Source organism: Streptomyces puniciscabiei (assembly GCF_006715785.1).
GTDB classification, from domain to species: domain Bacteria; phylum Actinomycetota; class Actinomycetes; order Streptomycetales; family Streptomycetaceae; genus Streptomyces; species Streptomyces puniciscabiei.
Window position 1 is genome coordinate 3858805 of the sequence record NZ_VFNX01000001.1, and the last position, 16960, is coordinate 3875764.

Annotated in this window: 13 protein-coding genes, 1 tRNA gene and 1 pseudogene; 6 read left to right on the plus strand and 9 right to left on the minus strand. The window is 72.0% G+C overall.

Annotated elements, in window-relative coordinates; genetic code table 11:
- Positions 1-110: 110 nt before the first annotated feature.
- From FB563_RS17900 to FB563_RS17915, 4 genes are all read right to left on the minus strand, one after another.
- Positions 111-1091, minus strand: a complete 981-nt coding sequence (locus FB563_RS17900; protein ID WP_055704852.1) for a ribose-phosphate diphosphokinase — start codon at positions 1089-1091, stop codon at positions 111-113.
- A 156-nt stretch (positions 1092-1247) separates the two neighbouring features.
- Positions 1248-2696: a bifunctional UDP-N-acetylglucosamine diphosphorylase/glucosamine-1-phosphate N-acetyltransferase GlmU gene (gene glmU / locus FB563_RS17905; RefSeq protein ID WP_079048613.1), complete on the minus strand. Its 1449-nt coding sequence runs from the start codon at positions 2694-2696 to the stop codon at positions 1248-1250.
- Between the two features lie 133 nt (positions 2697-2829).
- Positions 2830-2905, minus strand: a tRNA-Gln gene (locus FB563_RS17910).
- Between the two features lie 15 nt (positions 2906-2920).
- Complete coding sequence (locus FB563_RS17915; RefSeq protein ID WP_055704850.1) at positions 2921-3781, minus strand: helix-turn-helix domain-containing protein; 861 nt, start codon at positions 3779-3781, stop codon at positions 2921-2923.
- A gap of 166 nt (positions 3782-3947) precedes the next feature.
- Between FB563_RS17915 and FB563_RS17920 the strand changes: the two genes are divergently transcribed.
- Positions 3948-5261, plus strand: a complete 1314-nt coding sequence (locus FB563_RS17920; RefSeq protein WP_142218783.1) for a sensor histidine kinase — start codon at positions 3948-3950, stop codon at positions 5259-5261.
- A gap of 187 nt (positions 5262-5448) precedes the next feature.
- Here the strand turns inward: FB563_RS17920 and FB563_RS17925 are convergent, their stop codons facing one another.
- Both FB563_RS17925 and FB563_RS17930 read right to left on the minus strand, forming a co-directional pair.
- Entirely contained in the window at positions 5449-5979 is a 531-nt protein-coding gene (locus FB563_RS17925; RefSeq protein ID WP_142218784.1) for an SUKH-3 domain-containing protein, read from the minus strand.
- Positions 5980-6031: 52 nt separating this feature from the next.
- Positions 6032-6544 (minus strand): YwqJ-related putative deaminase, encoded by a 513-nt coding sequence (locus FB563_RS17930; RefSeq protein ID WP_142218785.1) that lies wholly within the window; start codon positions 6542-6544, stop codon positions 6032-6034.
- Between the two features lie 320 nt (positions 6545-6864).
- Here FB563_RS17930 and FB563_RS17935 point away from each other — a divergent pair, with 320 nt between their 5' ends.
- The 5 genes and pseudogenes from FB563_RS17935 (at position 6865) to FB563_RS17955 (ending at position 12946) form a co-directional block, all read left to right on the plus strand.
- Positions 6865-7860: an SMI1/KNR4 family protein gene (locus tag FB563_RS17935; RefSeq protein WP_055708169.1), complete on the plus strand. Its 996-nt coding sequence runs from the start codon at positions 6865-6867 to the stop codon at positions 7858-7860.
- 10 nt (positions 7861-7870) lie between these two features.
- Complete coding sequence (locus FB563_RS17940) at positions 7871-10828, plus strand: SUKH-4 family immunity protein (protein ID WP_055708168.1); 2958 nt, start codon at positions 7871-7873, stop codon at positions 10826-10828.
- 63 nt (positions 10829-10891) lie between these two features.
- Positions 10892-11503: pseudogene (locus FB563_RS17945) on the plus strand (RNA polymerase subunit sigma-70); the annotation flags it as partial.
- Positions 11504-11590: 87 nt separating this feature from the next.
- Positions 11591-11908, plus strand: a complete 318-nt coding sequence (locus FB563_RS17950) for an EthD family reductase (protein ID WP_079048945.1) — start codon at positions 11591-11593, stop codon at positions 11906-11908.
- A gap of 150 nt (positions 11909-12058) precedes the next feature.
- Positions 12059-12946, plus strand: coding sequence for a hypothetical protein (locus FB563_RS17955; protein ID WP_055708167.1), 888 nt, complete (start codon positions 12059-12061; stop codon positions 12944-12946).
- A 48-nt stretch (positions 12947-12994) separates the two neighbouring features.
- On the opposite strand, the gene FB563_RS17960 is transcribed toward FB563_RS17955, so the two are convergent.
- From FB563_RS17960 to FB563_RS17970, 3 genes are all read right to left on the minus strand, one after another.
- Positions 12995-14638, minus strand: a complete 1644-nt coding sequence (locus FB563_RS17960) for a sodium/solute symporter (protein WP_055708166.1) — start codon at positions 14636-14638, stop codon at positions 12995-12997.
- On the minus strand, positions 14635-15168 hold the full coding sequence (locus tag FB563_RS17965) for a DUF485 domain-containing protein (RefSeq protein ID WP_055708165.1): 534 nt from the start codon (positions 15166-15168) through the stop codon (positions 14635-14637). Before FB563_RS17965 ends, FB563_RS17960 begins: the two co-directional genes overlap by 4 nt.
- Positions 15169-15374: 206 nt before the next feature.
- Positions 15375-16880: an MFS transporter gene (locus tag FB563_RS17970; RefSeq protein ID WP_055708164.1), complete on the minus strand. Its 1506-nt coding sequence runs from the start codon at positions 16878-16880 to the stop codon at positions 15375-15377.
- Positions 16881-16960 lie beyond the last annotated feature (80 nt).

Here is a 16960-nt window from a genome sequence, read left to right on the forward strand (position 1 = left end):
ACTGCACGAGTACGGCCTCCCTCGCCGAGCAACTGCAGCAGTCTACTCGGCAAGGGAGGCCGCACCCAAAAGGATCTTCAGCCGCCGCTAGCGCAGGCAGCGCAGAAACCTCACTGCTCGTCGAACAGGCTCGTCACCGAACCATCCTCGAACACCTCACGCACCGCACTCGCAATCGTCGGAGCGATCGACAACACCCTGATCTTGTCCAGATCCCGGCCCAGCTCCGCCGGCGTCGGCAACGTGTTCGTGAACACGAACTCACTCACCCGCGAGTTCTTCAACCGGTCCGCGGCAGGACCGGACAGCACACCGTGCGTAGCCGTGACGATGACATCCTCCGCACCATGCGCGAACAGCGCGTCCGCAGCCGCACAGATCGTCCCACCCGTGTCGATCATGTCATCGACCAGCACACAGACCCGGCCCTTGACCTCACCCACGACCTCATGGACGGTCACCTGGTTCGCCACGTCCTTGTCCCGACGCTTGTGCACGATCGCAAGAGGCGCACCCAGCCGGTCACACCAGCGGTCCGCCACCCGCACCCGACCCGCGTCCGGCGACACCACCGTCAGCTTGTCCCGGTCCACCTTCTCGCCCACATAGTCCGCCAGCAGCGGCAACGCGAACAGATGATCCACCGGCCCGTCGAAGAAACCCTGGATCTGATCCGTGTGCAGATCCACCGTCAGGATCCGGTCCGCACCCGCCGTCTTCATCAGATCAGCGATCAGACGCGCCGAAATAGGTTCACGACCCCGGTGCTTCTTGTCCTGCCGCGCGTAACCGTAGAACGGCACGATCACCGTGATGGAGCGGGCCGACGCACGCTTCAGCGCGTCGATCATGATCAGCTGCTCCATGATCCACTGATTGATCGGAGCCGTGTGGCTCTGGATCACAAAGCAGTCCGCACCACGCGCCGACTCCTGATAACGGACGTAGATCTCACCGTTCGCGAAGTCGAAGGCCTTCGTCGGGACAACCCCGACACCCAACTGCTGGGCGACCTCCTCGGCAAGCTCGGGGTGGGCGCGGCCGGAGAAGAACATCAACTTCTTCTCGCCGGTCGTCTTGATCCCGGTCACAGCACAGTCTCCTCAGAGGTTGTCTCAGACCAGCCGGCAGCTCGGGCGACCTCCGCGCCTGGGCATGAGAGGCCGAACCAGCTGGTAGGGGTGCGGGTGCACGCGTGCGGATGTGCACTTATCACGGTACGCCGTGTTTGGCGCACCCGAATCCGGTCAGTCCTCGCTCTCGCCCCTCCGGGACGCCGCCTCGGCCGCCTTCGCCGCCGCGCTCCCCGGACGCTTCCGAGCCACCCAACCCTCGATATTCCGCTGCTGACCACGGGCCACGGCCAGCGAACCGGGCGGCACATCCTTCGTGATCACAGACCCGGCAGCGGTGTAAGCACCGTCCCCGACCGTGACAGGAGCCACAAACATGTTGTCCGAACCCGTCTTGCAGTGCGACCCGACCGTCGTGTGGTGCTTGTGCTCCCCGTCATAGTTCACGAACACACTCGCCGCCCCGATGTTCGTGTACTCACCGATCGTCGCGTCACCGACATACGACAGATGCGGCACCTTCGTGCCCTCACCGATCGAGGCGTTCTTCGTCTCGACATACGTGCCGATCTTGCCCTTGAGACCGAGCCGGGTACCGGGACGCAGGTACGCGTACGGCCCCACGGACGCCTCCGGGCCCACGACAGCCCCATCCGACACGGTGTTGTCCACCCGCGCCCCCGCACCGACCGTGGTGTCCTTCAGCCGGCTGTTCGGCCCCACCTCCGCACCCTCACCGAGGTGCGTGGAGCCGGTCAGCTGCGTGTTGGGGTGAACGAGCGCATCCCGCTCGAAGGTCACGGTCACATCGACCCAGGTGGAAGCCGGATCGACGATCGTGACCCCCTCCAGCATCGCAGCGGTCAGCAACCGGTCGTTCAGGATCCGGCGCGCCTCCGACAACTGCACCCGGTTGTTGATCCCGGCGATCTCCCGGTGATCACCGGCCACGGAAGCACCGACCCGGTGACCGGCCTCGCGGAGAATGCCCAGGACGTCGGTGAGGTACTCCTCACCCTGGCTGTTGTCCGTCCGCACCTTCTTCAGCGCGTCCGCCAGCAACTGCCCGTCGAACGCGAACACCCCGCTGTTGATCTCCCGGATCGCCCGCTGGGCGTCGGTGGCGTCCTTGTGCTCGATGATCGCGGTGACAGCACCCGTCGCGTCATCGCGGATGATCCGGCCGTACCCGGTGGCATCCGGCACCTCGGCCGTCAGCACGGTCACGGCATTGCCGTCGGCGGCGTGGGTCTCGGCGAGCTGCTTCAGCGTCCCGGCGGTGAGCAGGGGCGTGTCCCCGCACACGACCACGACGGTCCCGTCCACAGCGCCGCCCAGCTCCTCCAGGCCCATCCGTACGGCGTGCCCGGTGCCGTTCTGCTCCGCCTGTACGGCGGTCCTGGTGGCCGGGTCGATCTCGGCGAGGTGAGCGGTGACCTGCTCACGGGCGTGGCCCACGACGACGACCAGGTTCTCCGGGTCCAATTCACGGGCGGCGGCCAGCACATGGCCCACCAGGGAACGGCCACAGATCTCGTGCAGGACCTTCGGTGTGGCCGACTTCATACGGGTGCCCTCACCCGCTGCGAGAACGACGACGGCTGCCGGGCGGATGGCGCTCACGGGGTTGCCCTTCGGCTGTGGGTGAGTGGGGATGACAGCCGCAGGATACCGGGGTGTTACTTGGGGGAGGTGAGAGCGGGCCCTGACCGGGGGGTTTCGCCGGTCAGGGCCCGAACCTAGGTCTTGTGTGCTGTGGCTCCCCCGCAAGGATTCGAACCTTGTCCTGCTGGTACCAAAAACCAGTGTGCTGCCAGTTACACCACGGGGGAACAGCGCTTCAGACCTTACCCGAGACGTGCCTCAGCCTGGGCCACGATTCCGTTCCACCAGCCTTCGATGCGGTTGTACAAGTGGGCGCTTCGGGCTACGCCGATGACGAGGCAGCCGTGATAGTCGTCCCCGGTGTTCTTGCGGACCGTCTTGGGGTTGTGCTTCTTCAGCGTCGGCTTGGCGAAGACCGACGGATCGATGTCAGCCACGGCGGCCCAGAATCGGTGCGCGGCGTCCACGTCTGCCGACTCATGGATGAGTAACCGGAAGTTCAGTCGCTCCCTGTCCACCTCCAACAAGTCGAGCCAGGCGAGGTACGTCCGGATCACCCCCGCGTCGCTGTTGACGAAGATCGCGCGCTCACGGCGGTCGTACGGCTTGCTCTTCGATCCTTCCGCCCAGTAGAGCGCGGTGCCCACCATGAAGAGCTCGCGATCGCTGAGTTCACCGATCTCTCGCAGCGCAGCCACCTTGGTCTCCTCGCGCTTCTCCCTCTCTGTGGCGCGGCGCCTTGCGAGGCCCTCTCGCATGAGTGCCCGCTGCTCCTCCGGCGTGTACCGCGGCTCGGGCCTCGGAAGGTCCCGGACCCAGAGCGACACCGAACTCCGCGAGCACCCCAGCTCCGCTTCGATCTGGTCATAGGTCCAGCCCTGGAGTCGCAGCTCCCGCGCCTTTGCTCGGAGGTCGTCCTTGGCGTTCGGGCGCTTCGTCCACTCCGGCGGTGGCTCCCCCTTCACCAGCTGGTTGAGGATGTCGTTGTTGAAGATCTTCAGCTCGTCCCGGATCTGCCGGAGGCTGTAGCCGGCCCGCCGCAAGGCGACCGCCCGTTCCCGGAGGCCCTCGAAGTCGGCGTATTTGCTGTGTGAATGTGCCATGGGCATACCGTCCGGGCGGAATGCGGCGTTCCGGGGTCGAACAGGAAGGGTTCGCCAGTTCGAGTGATTGCGGTGGGTTTCGAGGTCGCCCGGTCACGGAGTGTGGTGTGTGGAGGTCGGTGAAAGTCACCGGAAAAGGCGCGGGGGTCGCCCGTAGGCTGGACGTATGACCGTGACGGGGGAAGAGCACGCCAGGGGTTTGACCGGCCCGTGGTGGTGGGCCAGGTGGCGTAGTGCGGTGCTCGACGGGAGTCTCGCGCTGGTGTCGGCCGTGGAGTGCGGCGCGGAGGGGATTCCGTTCGCCCGGGATGCGGGGATCCCGGTGGCGGTGGGGGTCGTTTTCGGGGTGATCGCCGGGTCCGTCCTGCTCGTGCGGCGGAAGTGGCCGATCGCCGTCGTACTCGTGGCGATCGCGATCACGCCGGCGCAGATGGGGTTCCTGCTGGGGATCGTCGGGCTGTACACGCTGGCCGCGTGTGAGGTGCCGAGGCGGGTCATCGGGGCGCTGGCGGGGATGTCGCTGATGGGCACGGCGGTGGTGACGTTCGTGCGGGTGCGGCAGGACATGGCGCGCGGCGATCTGACGCTGGGTGACTGGTTCGTGCCGTTCGCGGCGGTGACGACGGCGCTCGGGCTGACGGCTCCGCCGGTGCTGCTTGGTTTGTACGTGGGGGCGCGGCGGCGGTTGATGGAGAGCCTCAGGGAGCGGGCGGACAGTCTGGAGCGGGAGCTTCAGTTGCTCGCGGAGCGGGCGGAGGAGCGGGCCGAGTGGGCGCGTAACGAGGAGCGGACCCGGATCGCGCGTGAGATGCATGACGTGGTCGCGCATCGGGTGAGTCTGATGGTGGTGCATGCCGCTGCGCTGCAGGCTGTGGCGCGGAAGGATCCCGAGAAGGCTGTGCGGAATGCGGCTCTGGTGGGGGACATGGGGCGGCAGGCGTTGACGGAGTTGCGGGAGATGCTGGGGGTGCTGCGGGCGGGGGAGGATCCGGTCCGGCGTGCTTCGGGTGTGCTGTTGGCGGCGGTGGGGGAGGCGGCTGCGGCGGCGGCTTCGCGGGTGGCGGAGGTGGACGGTTCGGTGGACGGGCCGTGTCTGTCGGAGCTGGAGGAGCTGGTCGGGCAGTCGGCGGCGGCGGGGATGGTCGTGGATCTGTCGGTGGAGGGGGAGGTGCGGTCGTATGCGGCGGTGGTCGAGCAGACGGCGTACCGGGTGGTGCAGGAGGCGTTGACGAACGTCCACAAGCATGCGGCGGGTGCGAAGACGCATGTGCGGCTCGCGCATCGGGTGTCGGAGATCGCGATGCAGGTGGAGAACGAGCCGCCGCCGGAGCCGGGGTCGGCGTCGTCGGCGGGGTTGCCGTCGGGGGGGAACGGTCTGGTGGGGATGCGGGAGCGGGTCGCGGCGCTGGGTGGTGTGTTCGTGTCGGGGCCGACGGATGCGGGGGGTTTCCGGGTGTCGGCGGTGATTCCGGCGGCGTGAGCCGGTTCCTCATGGTCGGCCGGTTTTCCCGTGGGTCGGCCGGTTTCCTCGTGGGTCGGCCGGTTTCCTCGTGGGTCGGCCGGTTCTCCCGTGGGCCGGCCGGTTTCCTCGTGGGTCGGCCGGTTTCCTCGTGGGTCGGCCGGTTCTCCCGTGGGCCGGCCGGCGGCGTGTGGCTGCCGTGCGTGGGTCAGCCGGCGGTGAGTCGTACCGGCTGGATGCCTGTGATGAGGGTGGCGAGGGCGTGGTCGATGTCGGGGCCGACGTACCAGTCGCCGGTGTGGTCGAGGGTGTAGACGCGGCCTTCGGTGTCGATGGCGAGGACGGCGGTGGTGTCGGCCTCCTCGCCGAGGGGGCAGAGTTCGGTGGCGAGGGCGCGGCCGAGGTCGCCGAGGGTGCGGGCGTGGTGGAGGCCGTGGAGGGGGTCGAGGTGGAGGGTGGCGGGGGCGATCTGGCGGCCGGGGCCGCCGGGGGTGATGGTGAGGCCGCCGAATTCGGCCCAGGCTTCGACGGCGGCGGGGAAGACGGTGTGCCGGTGGCCGGCGGGTGAGGTGTGTTCGCGCAGGGTGTCGGCCCAGATTTCCGCCTGTTTTATGTCCCAGCGTCCGGGTTGCCAGCCGGCGGCGCGCAGGGCGGCGTCGACGAGTACGGGGAAGCGGGATGGGGGTCCCCCCGGTCGCGCGGAGCCGAGACTGGGGGAGGAGGTGCGGTCGGCGTGCATCGGCCCTTCGTTCGTCGAGCTTGCTGGGTGTTACTGGTGTTGACGGGGGCTGTCAGCCGTCGGTTGCCGTGGGGTCGACGATGCGGACGCCGAAGTGGGCGCTGAGGGCGGTGCAGGCGCGGCAGGGGGTGGCGAAGCTGCCGTGGAGGGGGTCGCCGTCCTCGCGTATGCGGCGGGTGGTGAGTTTGGCGTGTTTGAGGGCTTTGCGGGCTTCGCCGTTGGTCATGGGTTTGCGGGCGGCGCGTTTGCTGCGGGCTGCGTCGGCGGTGGTGAGGTGCCGGGAGATGAGGATGGTTTCGGCGCAGCGGCCGGTGAAGCGGTCGCGTTCACCGCTGGTGAGGGTGTCGAGGAAGTCCTGGACGAGGGGGTGCAGGGGCGGGGGCTGGTCGCTGCGGGCGGCGGTGCCGGTGAGGGTGGTGCCGCGGACGGAGAGGGCGGCGGCGATGGTGGGCAGGATGCCGTCGCGGCGGTGGCGGAGGGTGGGGGCGGGCGTGTCGGTGCCGCTCCAGCCGATGCGTGGGTCGCCGGCCCGCACGTCGGTACCTCCGGTTCGCAAGGTATTCATGATCGTTTTCCCCTCCCCGGGCGTTCCCCGGCTTCCCCCGAAGGACACAGGGTGCCAAATGCCGTGGCGGGTGGGGAAGCTGGGGCGGTGCGACACACCCTGTTCGGGGCTGGTCGTCACGGTGGGGTGACGGCTGGTCACGGAGGTGGCAGGTGGTTGCCCGCGGGAGGCGGAGGGTGGTTGGCCGCGGGATGCGGAGGGGTGGTTTCCGCGGGGTGCGGTGGGCCGGTGACCGGGGTGCGTGTACCGCATAGGCTGTCGGCATCCGCGATCGACACCGCCATTCGAGGCCAGAGAGAACGCCGCAGGGGGCTACCGCCATGACGACAGGTCGGCTCGGGCAGCAAGCCGCGCCGCCGAACGCGGCCTACGCCGGGCAGGTCGTGCACTTCCCGGATCCGGTCCGGGCGGCGCGTCACCCGAGAGGGGTACGGGTCGATGAGGGTGGTTACCCGGATTTCTCGCCGTACGCGCGCGTGGCGGTGGAGATCGCCGAGCCGCCGGAGGGTTTCGGTGTCGACGAGTTGCGGCTGACGGACTATGTGTCGGCGAACGCCGCGTTGGCGGCGGCTGGGCACGAGTTGTGGGACACGGTGCCGGATGTGGCGACGCCGCACGGCTGGACGTGGCATCACGTGGCGGGGACGCGGCGGCTGGAGTTGATTCCGGTCGAGGTGAAGGCGTTGCTGCGGCATCACGGTGGGGTGGCGACGGCGGCGGTGGACCACGGCAAGCGGGGGACGCGGCCGTTGCAGGAGACGCGGCCGGCGCATTTCGGTCTGCCGAAGTCGGGTGTGGCGGTGTCGGAGGGGCAGGTTCAGGGGGTCGAGGAGGATCTCGGCTACCGGCTGCCGGGCGCGTATCGCTCGTTCCTGAAGGCGGCGGGTGGGTGTGCGCCGGTGGGTACGGCGCTGGACGCCGAGTTGGGACTGCTGCTGGACCAGCCGTTCTTCACGGTGCGTGAGGAGGCGGCGGTCAATGACCTGGTGTATGTGAACAAGTGTCTGCGCGACCATCTGACGAAGGATTACCTCGGGGTGGCGTTCGTGCAGGGCGGGTTGCTCGCGGTGAAGGTGAAGGGCGAGCGTCCCGGTTCGGTGTGGTTCTGCGCGTACGACGACGTGCGTGATGTGGATCCGTCGTGGTCGCCGGCGGAGCGGGTGGAGCGTCTGCTGTTGCCGTGCGGTGAGGACTTCGATGTCTTTCTGTCGCGGCTGGCGGGTAGTCCGCCGGAGTTGGAGACGGTGGCGAATCTGATGGTCGACGGCGGTTTCGCCCGTGTCGTTCCGGTGTCTTCCGGCCCGGTGGGGGAGTGAGCTTCAGGCGATGGTGACCTACGCGCAGGCGCAGGAGCGCGCCGAGGAGTGGATCAACGGCGACGTGCCCGCGTACCAGCATCGTGAGGTGCGGGTGCGGGAGTTCGAGCTGGGTTTCGTGGTGTGGGGCGAGGACCGGGCGGAGGGTCCGCGTTCGGATGCGGGTGCGCAGCGGCTCGTGATCGCCCGGGACAGCGGGGAGGCGACGCTGTGGCCGGGGTTGCCGGTCGGTGAGGTGATCCGCCGGTACGAGGAGGAGTACGGCCGTGCGGAGGAGCCCCAGGACGCGGTTCCGGCGCCGGCTGCCGCGCGGGTGGATCTGAATCAGACGTCGTTCCTGCTGACTCCTCCGGAGTGGCTGCAGGAGGCGGCGGACAAGCTGGGCATCGGGGACCGGCGGCCGGGGGGCGAGGACGGTGCCGGTGCTGGTTCGGGTTCCGGTGCTGGTTCGGGTGCCGGTGGTGGGGCTTCGTCCGGTGGGGCGGGGCCGGCGGAGACGCAGGCCGGGGTGCTGGCGGGGGCGTCCGGTGGGGCCGGGGCGCCTGCTCCTGCGGGCCCGCCTTCCGTGGATGTGCCGGTGGGGGCCACGCCGTGGGCCGGTACGGACACGAACGCGGACTCCGGTGAGGACGACCGTTCGGTGCCGTTGCCCGCGACGGTGTTCGCGCCGCCGTTGAGCGATTCCGACGACGAGGCTCCGCGGCCGCCGGTGAGCGCGCCGGACGCGAAGACGGCGTTGATGTCGGGGGGCAGCCAGCTGCCGCCGACGGCGGTCGCGCCGGCGCTCGATCCTTCGAACGCGCCGGGCGCGCAGGGCTTCCCGCCGGGCGCGCCCGGTGTCCCGGGGGTGCCCACCGCTCCTGTTGCGCCGGGCGCTCCGCAGGGCAGTACGCCTCCTGCGCCGCCGGGTACGCCGCCGTACGGCTACCCGCAGCCGCCGGCGGCTCCCGGCACGCCGCCGCCGGGCGTGCCCGCGTACCCGTCGGCGCCCGGCGCGCCGGGAGCGGCGCAGGCCAGCCCGCCCCCGCCGCCCCCGGACGCGCCGAACTACGGCTCTCCGCAGGGGCCCGGCGCTCCGCAGGGTGCTCCGGGTTACGGCTATCCGCAGGCGCCGGTGCCGGGCGGTGCGCCGGGTGCGCCGCAGCCTCCGGCCGACCCGGGTGGCCCGGCGCGACGGCTCGCGCCGAACGCCGGGGAGATCGCGGACGCCGCGACGAGCAAGGCCGCGCCGCCGCCGAAGAAGGCGCGCGGTGGGGTGGGTGCGCCGCCTCCGCCGCCGGGTGCCCCTGGTACGCCGGGTGCGCGCCCGGGGGGTGCGGCGACGCCTCCCGCGCCGGGTGCGCCTGCCGGCGGCTATGTGCCGACGCAGCTGGTGTCGGCGCTCGGTCCGGAGGGGCCCGAGGGTCCGGGTGGCGGGCCGGCGGGTCCCGGTGGTGCCGGCGGGGCGCAGGCGCCGGGCGCCCCGCATCCGCCTGCCGCGCCGAATGCTCCGGGCGGCCCGAATCCGTCTGCCGCGCCTTTGGGCAATGTGCACCACGCGGCCACGGTGCTGGCCGACCCCAGTCTGCTGGGCCGGGGCGCGCCCCAGCCGCCGGGCGCCCCGGGCGTTCCGAGCGCCCCGGGCGTTCCGGGCACGCCGGGCGCGCAGGGTGGTCAGGGCGCCTCCGGCATGCCGAACCCGCCCGGTGCTCCTGCGGCTCCGGGCGCCCCGGTTATGCCTCCCGCGCCGGGTGCGCCGCAGCCTCCGAGTGCCCCCGCCGGTCCTGGCGCGCCTGGCGCGCCCGGTGGCGGGCGTGGGGCCGTGCACCACGCGGAGACCGTGCTGGCCGCGCCCCCGGTGACCGGTCCGGGCGCACCCCCGCCGCCGCCCGTGCCCGGCGCACTCGGTGCGCCGGGCGCCCCCGGCATGCCACCGGGAGCGCCGGGCGCCCCGCAGCCGATGCCGCCGGGCGCGCCCGGGCAGCCGCCGGCGTACGGGTATCCGCAGCAGGCGCAGCCGACCGTGGGTCCCGGCTACCAGGCCGTGCTGCGCTATCGCGCGCAGGACGGCTCGGAGCAGCAGCTGATCCGGCGTTCGGCGCCGGGCACGCCGCATCCGGAGTGGCAGATCTTCCATGAGCTGCGGGCGATGAACGTGCCCCCGGACCAGGTGCTGGAGTTGCACACGGAGCTGGAGTCGTGCGCGCTGCCGGGTGCCTACTGCGCGCGGATGATCCGGGAGCAGTGGCCGCAGGCGCGGATCACGAGCATCGCGCCGTACGGCACGGATCACGCGAGCCGGCAGCAGGGCATGCAGCAACTGCTGGCGCACCAGGGTGAGTTGCACCAGGTGGCGGACGGGCCGGCGCGGCCCGCGCCGGTGCGGGCGCCGTTGCCGCCGGTGCAGGCCGCGCCGCCCGTCCCGCCGGAGGGCATCGCGCAGGAGCTGGCGGCGGCGTTCGGGCCGGGGATCTTCCGGTTCGAGCAGCAGGCGGTGTCGCGGCAGGGGGTGCCGCCGATCGTGGCGCACACGCTGGTCGTGGCCGGTCTGCCGGTGGACATGGGCCCGTTCTTCTGGGCGCAGGCCCAGCCGGGCCGCCCCGTGCCGACGCTGGCGGAACTGGCGGCCGAGCGCGGGGTGCAGCCGGCCTCGGACGCGGGGTCCTACCTCGTCATGGGAACCGACTTCGGCAAGGCGATCTGCGTGCAGTACGGCACGGCGAACATCGTGGCCGTGCCGGTGGAGGCGGGCCCGGGCGGTGCTGCCGTGCCGCCGCAGTTCGTGAACACCGGGCTGCCGGAGTTCGCGCGCTGCCTGGCGCTGCTGGGCCGGATGTGGCGCCTGCGGTTCGGGCTGAACCAGGAGCAGGCGGGCCGCTGGACCGTGGACTTCCAGGCGCAGCTGGCCGCGCTGGACCCGGCGGCGCTCGGTTCGCCGGAGAGCTGGTGGTCGGTGCTGCTGGAGCAGATGTGGGACGGGCTGCTGTAGGCGGGGCCGGCCGGTGTGAGCGGATCATGCCCTCCCCGCGCGCGTGGAGGGCATGATGGGCCGGTGGACTTCCAGCCGTACCGGGGCGAGCTGGTGGCGTACTGCTACCGGATGCCGGGCTCGTTCCACGAGGCCGAGGACCTGACGCAGGAGACGATGCTGCGGGCCTGAAAGGCGCGGGACCGCTACGACCCCACGCGCGCGTCCGTGCGGACCTGGCTGTACCGCATCGCGACCAACGCCTGCCTGAACGCCCTTCAGAGCCGCGCACGCCGCCCCCTGCCGTCCGGGCTGGGGGCACCCTCGGACGATCCCGGGGCGCCGCTGACGCCCGCCCTGGACGTGCCGTGGCTGGAGCCGTTCCCCGAGGCGCGGTACGACGTGGAGGCGCGCGCGGACCTGCGGCTGGCGCTGGTGGCGGCGCTGCAGCTGCTGCCGGCGCGGCAGCGGGCCGTGCTGGTGCTGCGCGAGGTGCTGGAGTTCTCCGCCGCCGAGGTCGCCGAGCAGCTTCGGACGTCGGTGGCCGCGGTCAACAGCGCGTTGCAGCGGGCGCGCGCCGTCCTCGCGCGCGAGGACGCGACCGGCGCGATCGACGAGGTCGGCGAGCCGGAGGATCCCGAGGTGCGGGCGGTGGTGCGGCGTTGTCGTGCTGGGGCAGGGCCGGCGGCTGTTCCCGGCCGCGAGTCCGCCGGCCGGGCTGGAGTGCCTGTCGGCCGAACGGGTGGGCGCCGCGGTTCTCACGCGTCATGGGAGGGCGGCGCGATGACGGCCCGTTTCCTCGCCCTGTACGAGCCCCCTGCCGACCCCGAGGCGTTCGACCGGCACTACCGCGAGGTGCACATCCCGCTCGTCCGGCGGCTGCCCGGTCTGCGCCGCTGCACGGTCGGCCGGAATCCGGCGCCCGTGCGCGGGGGTGCGCCGTACTGCCTGGTCGTGACGCTGGAGTGGGACTCGCCGGAAGAGCTGCGCGCGGCGTTCGACTCGCCGGAGGGGCGCGCGACGGCGGCGGACGCGGCGCTTCTGGCGGAGCTCGCGCCCGTTCGCAGCATGATCATCACCATGGAGGAGGACGTGCTGTAGCCGGCCCCGTCCGCCACACCGGTCACCGAGTGCGCGGTTCGGGGCGTGACCTGAGCGCGGAGTGTCGCGTTATGCACACTTGTGCCCGATCCATCAAGATGTGCGCGAAATCGTCCTGTCGTGCATGTCCGGTGGAGAGGGGTTCCCAGGGTGAGCAGCGCATCGATGCCGCCGCACGGCTTCGTGACCGGCCGGGGGCGCGGCTACCGCCCCGCTCAGGTCGAGGCCTGCCTGGAGCAGTTGTCGTACGACCGCGACGCCGCGTGGGAACGGGCCGCGCGGCTGACCGTGCTCGCCAAGGAGATGGAGGCGGAGGCCGCGCGGATGCGCGAGGTCGTCGCCCAGCTCGCACCGCAGACCTACGAGTCGCTCGGGGAGGGCGCGCGGCGGCTGTACCAGGTCGTGCTGGAGGAGGCCGCGGACCTCCGCGAGCGCACACGGCGTGCCGCGCACGAGTGCGTCGCGCAGGCCGAGGCGCGCGCCGAGAGCGTACGCCGGGAGGCACAGGAAGCGGCGGATGCGCTCCGCGCGGAGGCCGACGAACACGCCCGCCAGGTACTTGACGCCGCGCGCGCGGAGGCCGACGGCATCCGTGTCGGCGTCCGGCGCGAGGTGAGGCAAGAGCGCGCGGAGGCGCTCACCGCGTTGCGCGAGGTACGGCAGCGCGCCACCGGCATGCTCGACCAGCAGTCCCGGCGGCACGCCGAGCGGTGGGCCGAGGCCGAACGCGAGGAGGCCGAGCGGATCGCCGCGCTGGACGCCCGGCACGCGGAGCAGGTGAGCCGGGCCGGGGCCGCGCTGTCCGACGCCGAGCGGGCCCTGGCGGAGAGCGAGGAGTACGCGCGCCGCAGCCAGGAAGAGGCACGCGCGCGTGCCGCCGAGATCATCGCCGACGCGCGCGTGCGGGAGGAACGCATCGCCCGGGAGACCGAAGAGGTGCTGCGCGAGCACGGCGAGACCTGGGACGACGTGCAGACGCACATGGACGACATGCGCAGCAGCCTGATCTCGCTGACCGGCGGAGCGGTCCTGGAATGACACCCGGGCCACCGGCATGACACCCGGGCCACCGGCTCCCGTCCCCGCTCAGCTTCCCTTGCGCACCGCCCCCGCCAGGATCCGCCCCTCCACCGCCTCGTACTGGTGCCGCTGCTGCTCCGCCTCGGTGCGGCCGGAGGCGATCGTGCCGAGCCAGCCGAAGAGGAAGCCGGCCGGGATGGAGACGATGCCCGTCGTGGTGAACGGGAACCAGTTGAAGTCGGCGTTCGGGAAGGCCGAGACGGGGGAGCCGGAGACCAGGTTGGTGCCCGGCATGAGCAGCAGCACGGTCAGGGTGCCCCCGATCAGCGTCGCCAGCAGCCCGGTGCGGGTGTAGCGGCGCCAGAACAGCCCGTACACCAGGGCGGGCGCGATGGCGGAGGCGCCCAGGCAGAAGGAGAGCGTCACCAGCGGCTGCAGGCTGTGGTGCTGCACCATCGTGGCGAGCAGGATCGTCGGCACCCCTATGGCGAGCGCCGAGACCCGGGCGAGGGCCATCTCGCGCCGGGCCGGCATCTCCTGCACGCGGGCCGCGAACACGTCGTGGGCCAGGGAGTTGGCGCAGGCGAGGATCATCCCGGCGACCGAGGCGAGCAGGGTCAGGAAGATCGCGGTCGTCACCATGGTGAACAGGAAGGTCTCCGCCGTGGACACGTCCGCGCCGAACGCCGCCCGCGAGCCCAGCAGATACGCGGTGTTGCCCTGCGGATCGGCCCCGGCGATCACCGCACGGCCGACCAGCGCCGTGGCGCCGAACCCGACCACCGTGATGACCAGCACGAACAGGGCGACGATCGACACCGCCCAGGACATCGAGCGGCGCACCTGGCGGGCGCTGGAGGCGGTGTACATGCGCATGGTGATGTGCGGCAGGACGCCGCCGCCGAGCACCACGGTCAGCTCCGAGGCGATCATGTCGAGGCGGGACGTGCCCGACGTGCCGAACTCCAGCCCGGAGTGCAGGAAGGCGGGCCCCGCGCCGCTCTGCCGGGAGGCCGCGGTGAACAGCGCGCCCGGATCCCAGTCGAAGCGGCGCAGCACCAGCACGGCGACCACCGCGCCCGACCCGACCAGCATCACGATCTTCAGGATCTGGATGAGGGCGGTGCCCTTCATGCCGCCGATCGCCGCGTAAGCGATCATCAGGGCGCCCAGCCCGACGACGCACGAGGTCTTCAGCGACTCGTCGGTGAAGCCGAGGATGAACGCCATCAGCTGCCCGGTTCCGGCGAGTTGGACCAGCATCAGCGGCAGCAGCGCGGCGATGGTCACCGCGCAGGCCGTGATGCGTACGCGGCGTCCCGGCAGCCGGCGGGCGAGCGCGTCGCCCATGGTGAACCGGCCCGCGTTGCGCAGCGGTTCGGCCAGCAGGAACATCAGCAGCATCAGCGACAGCGCGGTGCTCAGGGCGAGGACGACCCCGTCGTAGCCGCACAGGGCGATCACTCCGCCGGTGCCGAGGACGGTGGCCGCGGAGATGTAGTCCCCGGCGATGGCGAGGCCGTTGCGCAGCGGGGACAGGGAGCCGTAGCCGGTGTAGAACTCGTCGAGGTCGTCGCGGTCGGGGCCGGTCATCACGCACAGCAGCAGGGTCACCGTGGCGACGGTGGAGAAGGCGACCAGGGACATGGACTGGGCCGAGCCGCTGAAACCGGCGAAGCCCCCCACGGCCGGGGTACCGGCGGCGGTCATCGGAGTGCTCCTCGGCGGGCGTCCAGTTCGGCCTCCTTGCGGATGCGGTCCGCGAGCGGATCGACGTGCCGGCGCGCGGTGTGCTCGTACAGGGCGATCGCCAGCCAGGTGACCGGGAGTTGGATCAGTGCGAGCAGCAGGCCGGCGGGGATGCCGTCGGCGACCGTGCGCGTCATCACGCCGGGCGCGGACGCGGACAGCACGAGGAACAGCGTGAAGTAGCCCAGCGCGGTGAGCGTGGCCGTACGCCGCTGCCAGCGGTAGGCGCTGCGCAGCACCCGCAGGTCGCTGTGGTGGCCGAGGGGTTCACGGGGCGGCCGGCGGTCCGTGCGGGGCGGCTGCGGGGGAGCGGGCTGCCAGGGATAGGTGAGGTCGGGCGACGGACGGGGCGGGCCGTACGGCGGCCGAGGCGTGCCGTACGGCGGCCCCGGTGGACGGTACTGCGACGGGGGCGGCTCGTACTGCGGCCCCGGTGGGCGGTACTGCGGTTGGGGCGGGCGGTACGACGGGTGCGGCGGGTCGTAGGACATCCCGGGGCTCCTTGCGTGGCTCGGGTCCGTGGCGGCGGACCGCAGGGAGGTGGGGGGGTGTGGAGCCACGCACGCTACTCGTGAGCCCGGGACCGCGCTGCGTTTTCACCGAACTGGCCGGTCGGTATGCGCTTACTACACCGAGTTCGCGTTCTGCCTGGGGTGTTACCCGCGTTAACCGGGTGCGGCCGGTCCCGCGGGACCGCTCACTCCTCGCGCACCGGGAACCGCCGCGGCGCCACCAGCAGCAGCACCAGGAAGGCCAGCGCCGCGGCGGCCGCCGCGCCGAGGTACACCGCGTGCACCGCGTCGGCGATCGCGCGCCGGGTCGCCTCCGGGGCCGTGCCGGCGTCCAACGCGCGCGTGACGGAGTCCAGATCGCCCGCCCCGCCCAGCCGCGCGGCCAGCACCCCGTTGGCGACGGCGCCGAACAGCGAGGCGCCCACGGTCTGCCCGGTCTGCCGGCAGAACAGCACGGACGCGGTCGTGGTGCCCCGCTCCGACCAGCCCACCGTCGACTGCACCCCGACGATCAGCGGCAGCTGGAACAGCCCGAGCGCCGCGCCCAGCAGGAGCATCAGCAGCGTCGGCTGCCACCACGAGCCGGGGTAGGGCAGGAGGGGGAACGCGCACAGGATCAGCGCGGCCAGGCCGATGCCGAGCAGCGCGGTGTCCCGGAAGCCGATGCGGCGGTAGACGTGCTGGCTGAGCGCCGCCGACACCGGCCAGCTGAGCGTCCACACCGACAGCACGAAACCGGCGGCCACGGGCGCGAGTCCGAGCACCGACTGCGCGTACGTCGGCAGGAACACGCTCGGCGCCACCATCAGCAGCCCCAGCGCGCCGAGCGCCAGATTGACGGCCGCGATCGTCCGGCGCCGCCACACCCACCCCGGGATGATCGGCTGCGCCGCCCGCCGCTCCACCACGACCACCACGGCCACCAGTGCCAGGCCCGTGCCGAACAGCGCCAGCGACGGCGCCGACAGCCACGGCCAGGCGACCCCGCCCTGTACCAGCGCGGTCAGCAGCACCCCGCCGCACGCGAACACCGCGAGCGCCCCGGCCCAGTCCACGCGCGCGTGGCCGCCGTCTTCCGCCTTCTCCCGCCCGGGCTCGTGCAGGTGACGGACGATCAGCCACAGCGCGGCCGCGCCGATCGGCAGGTTGATCAGGAAGATCCAGCGCCAGTCGGCGTACGCGGCGAGCACCCCGCCGAGGCCCGGCCCCGCCACCGCCGACATCGCCCACACGGTGGACAGCTTGGACTGGATCTTCGGCCGCTCCGCCAGCGGATACAGATCGGCGGCCAGCGTCTGCACGGTGCCCTGCAACGCCCCGCCGCCCAGCCCCTGCACGACCCGGAACGCGATCAGCGCCGCCATGTTCCAGGCGCCCGCGCACAGCAGCGAGCCCAGCAGGAACACGGCCGCGCCCGTCACCAGCACCGGTTTGCGGCCGAAGGTGTCGGACAGCTTGCCGTAGACCGGCAGCGTGACGGTCACGGCCAGCAGATAGCCGGAGAAGAGCCAGGAGAAGACGGAGAACCCGCCGAGGTCGCCGACGATCTGCGGTACGGCCGTGGAGACGATGGTGGCGTCGAGCGCGGCCAGCGCCATCGCCAGCATCAGCGCGGCGACGACCGCGCCTCGGCGCCGGGTGCCCTGCTCGTCGGCGGCGGCGTTGCGTATCGCGGGTGTGGTACTCCCCACCGGACATCCCCTCCCCGTGCCCCTTGCACCTATCTCCGGTACGACAGCTTCCCATTGACCCTCACGCGACGGGAGGGTGG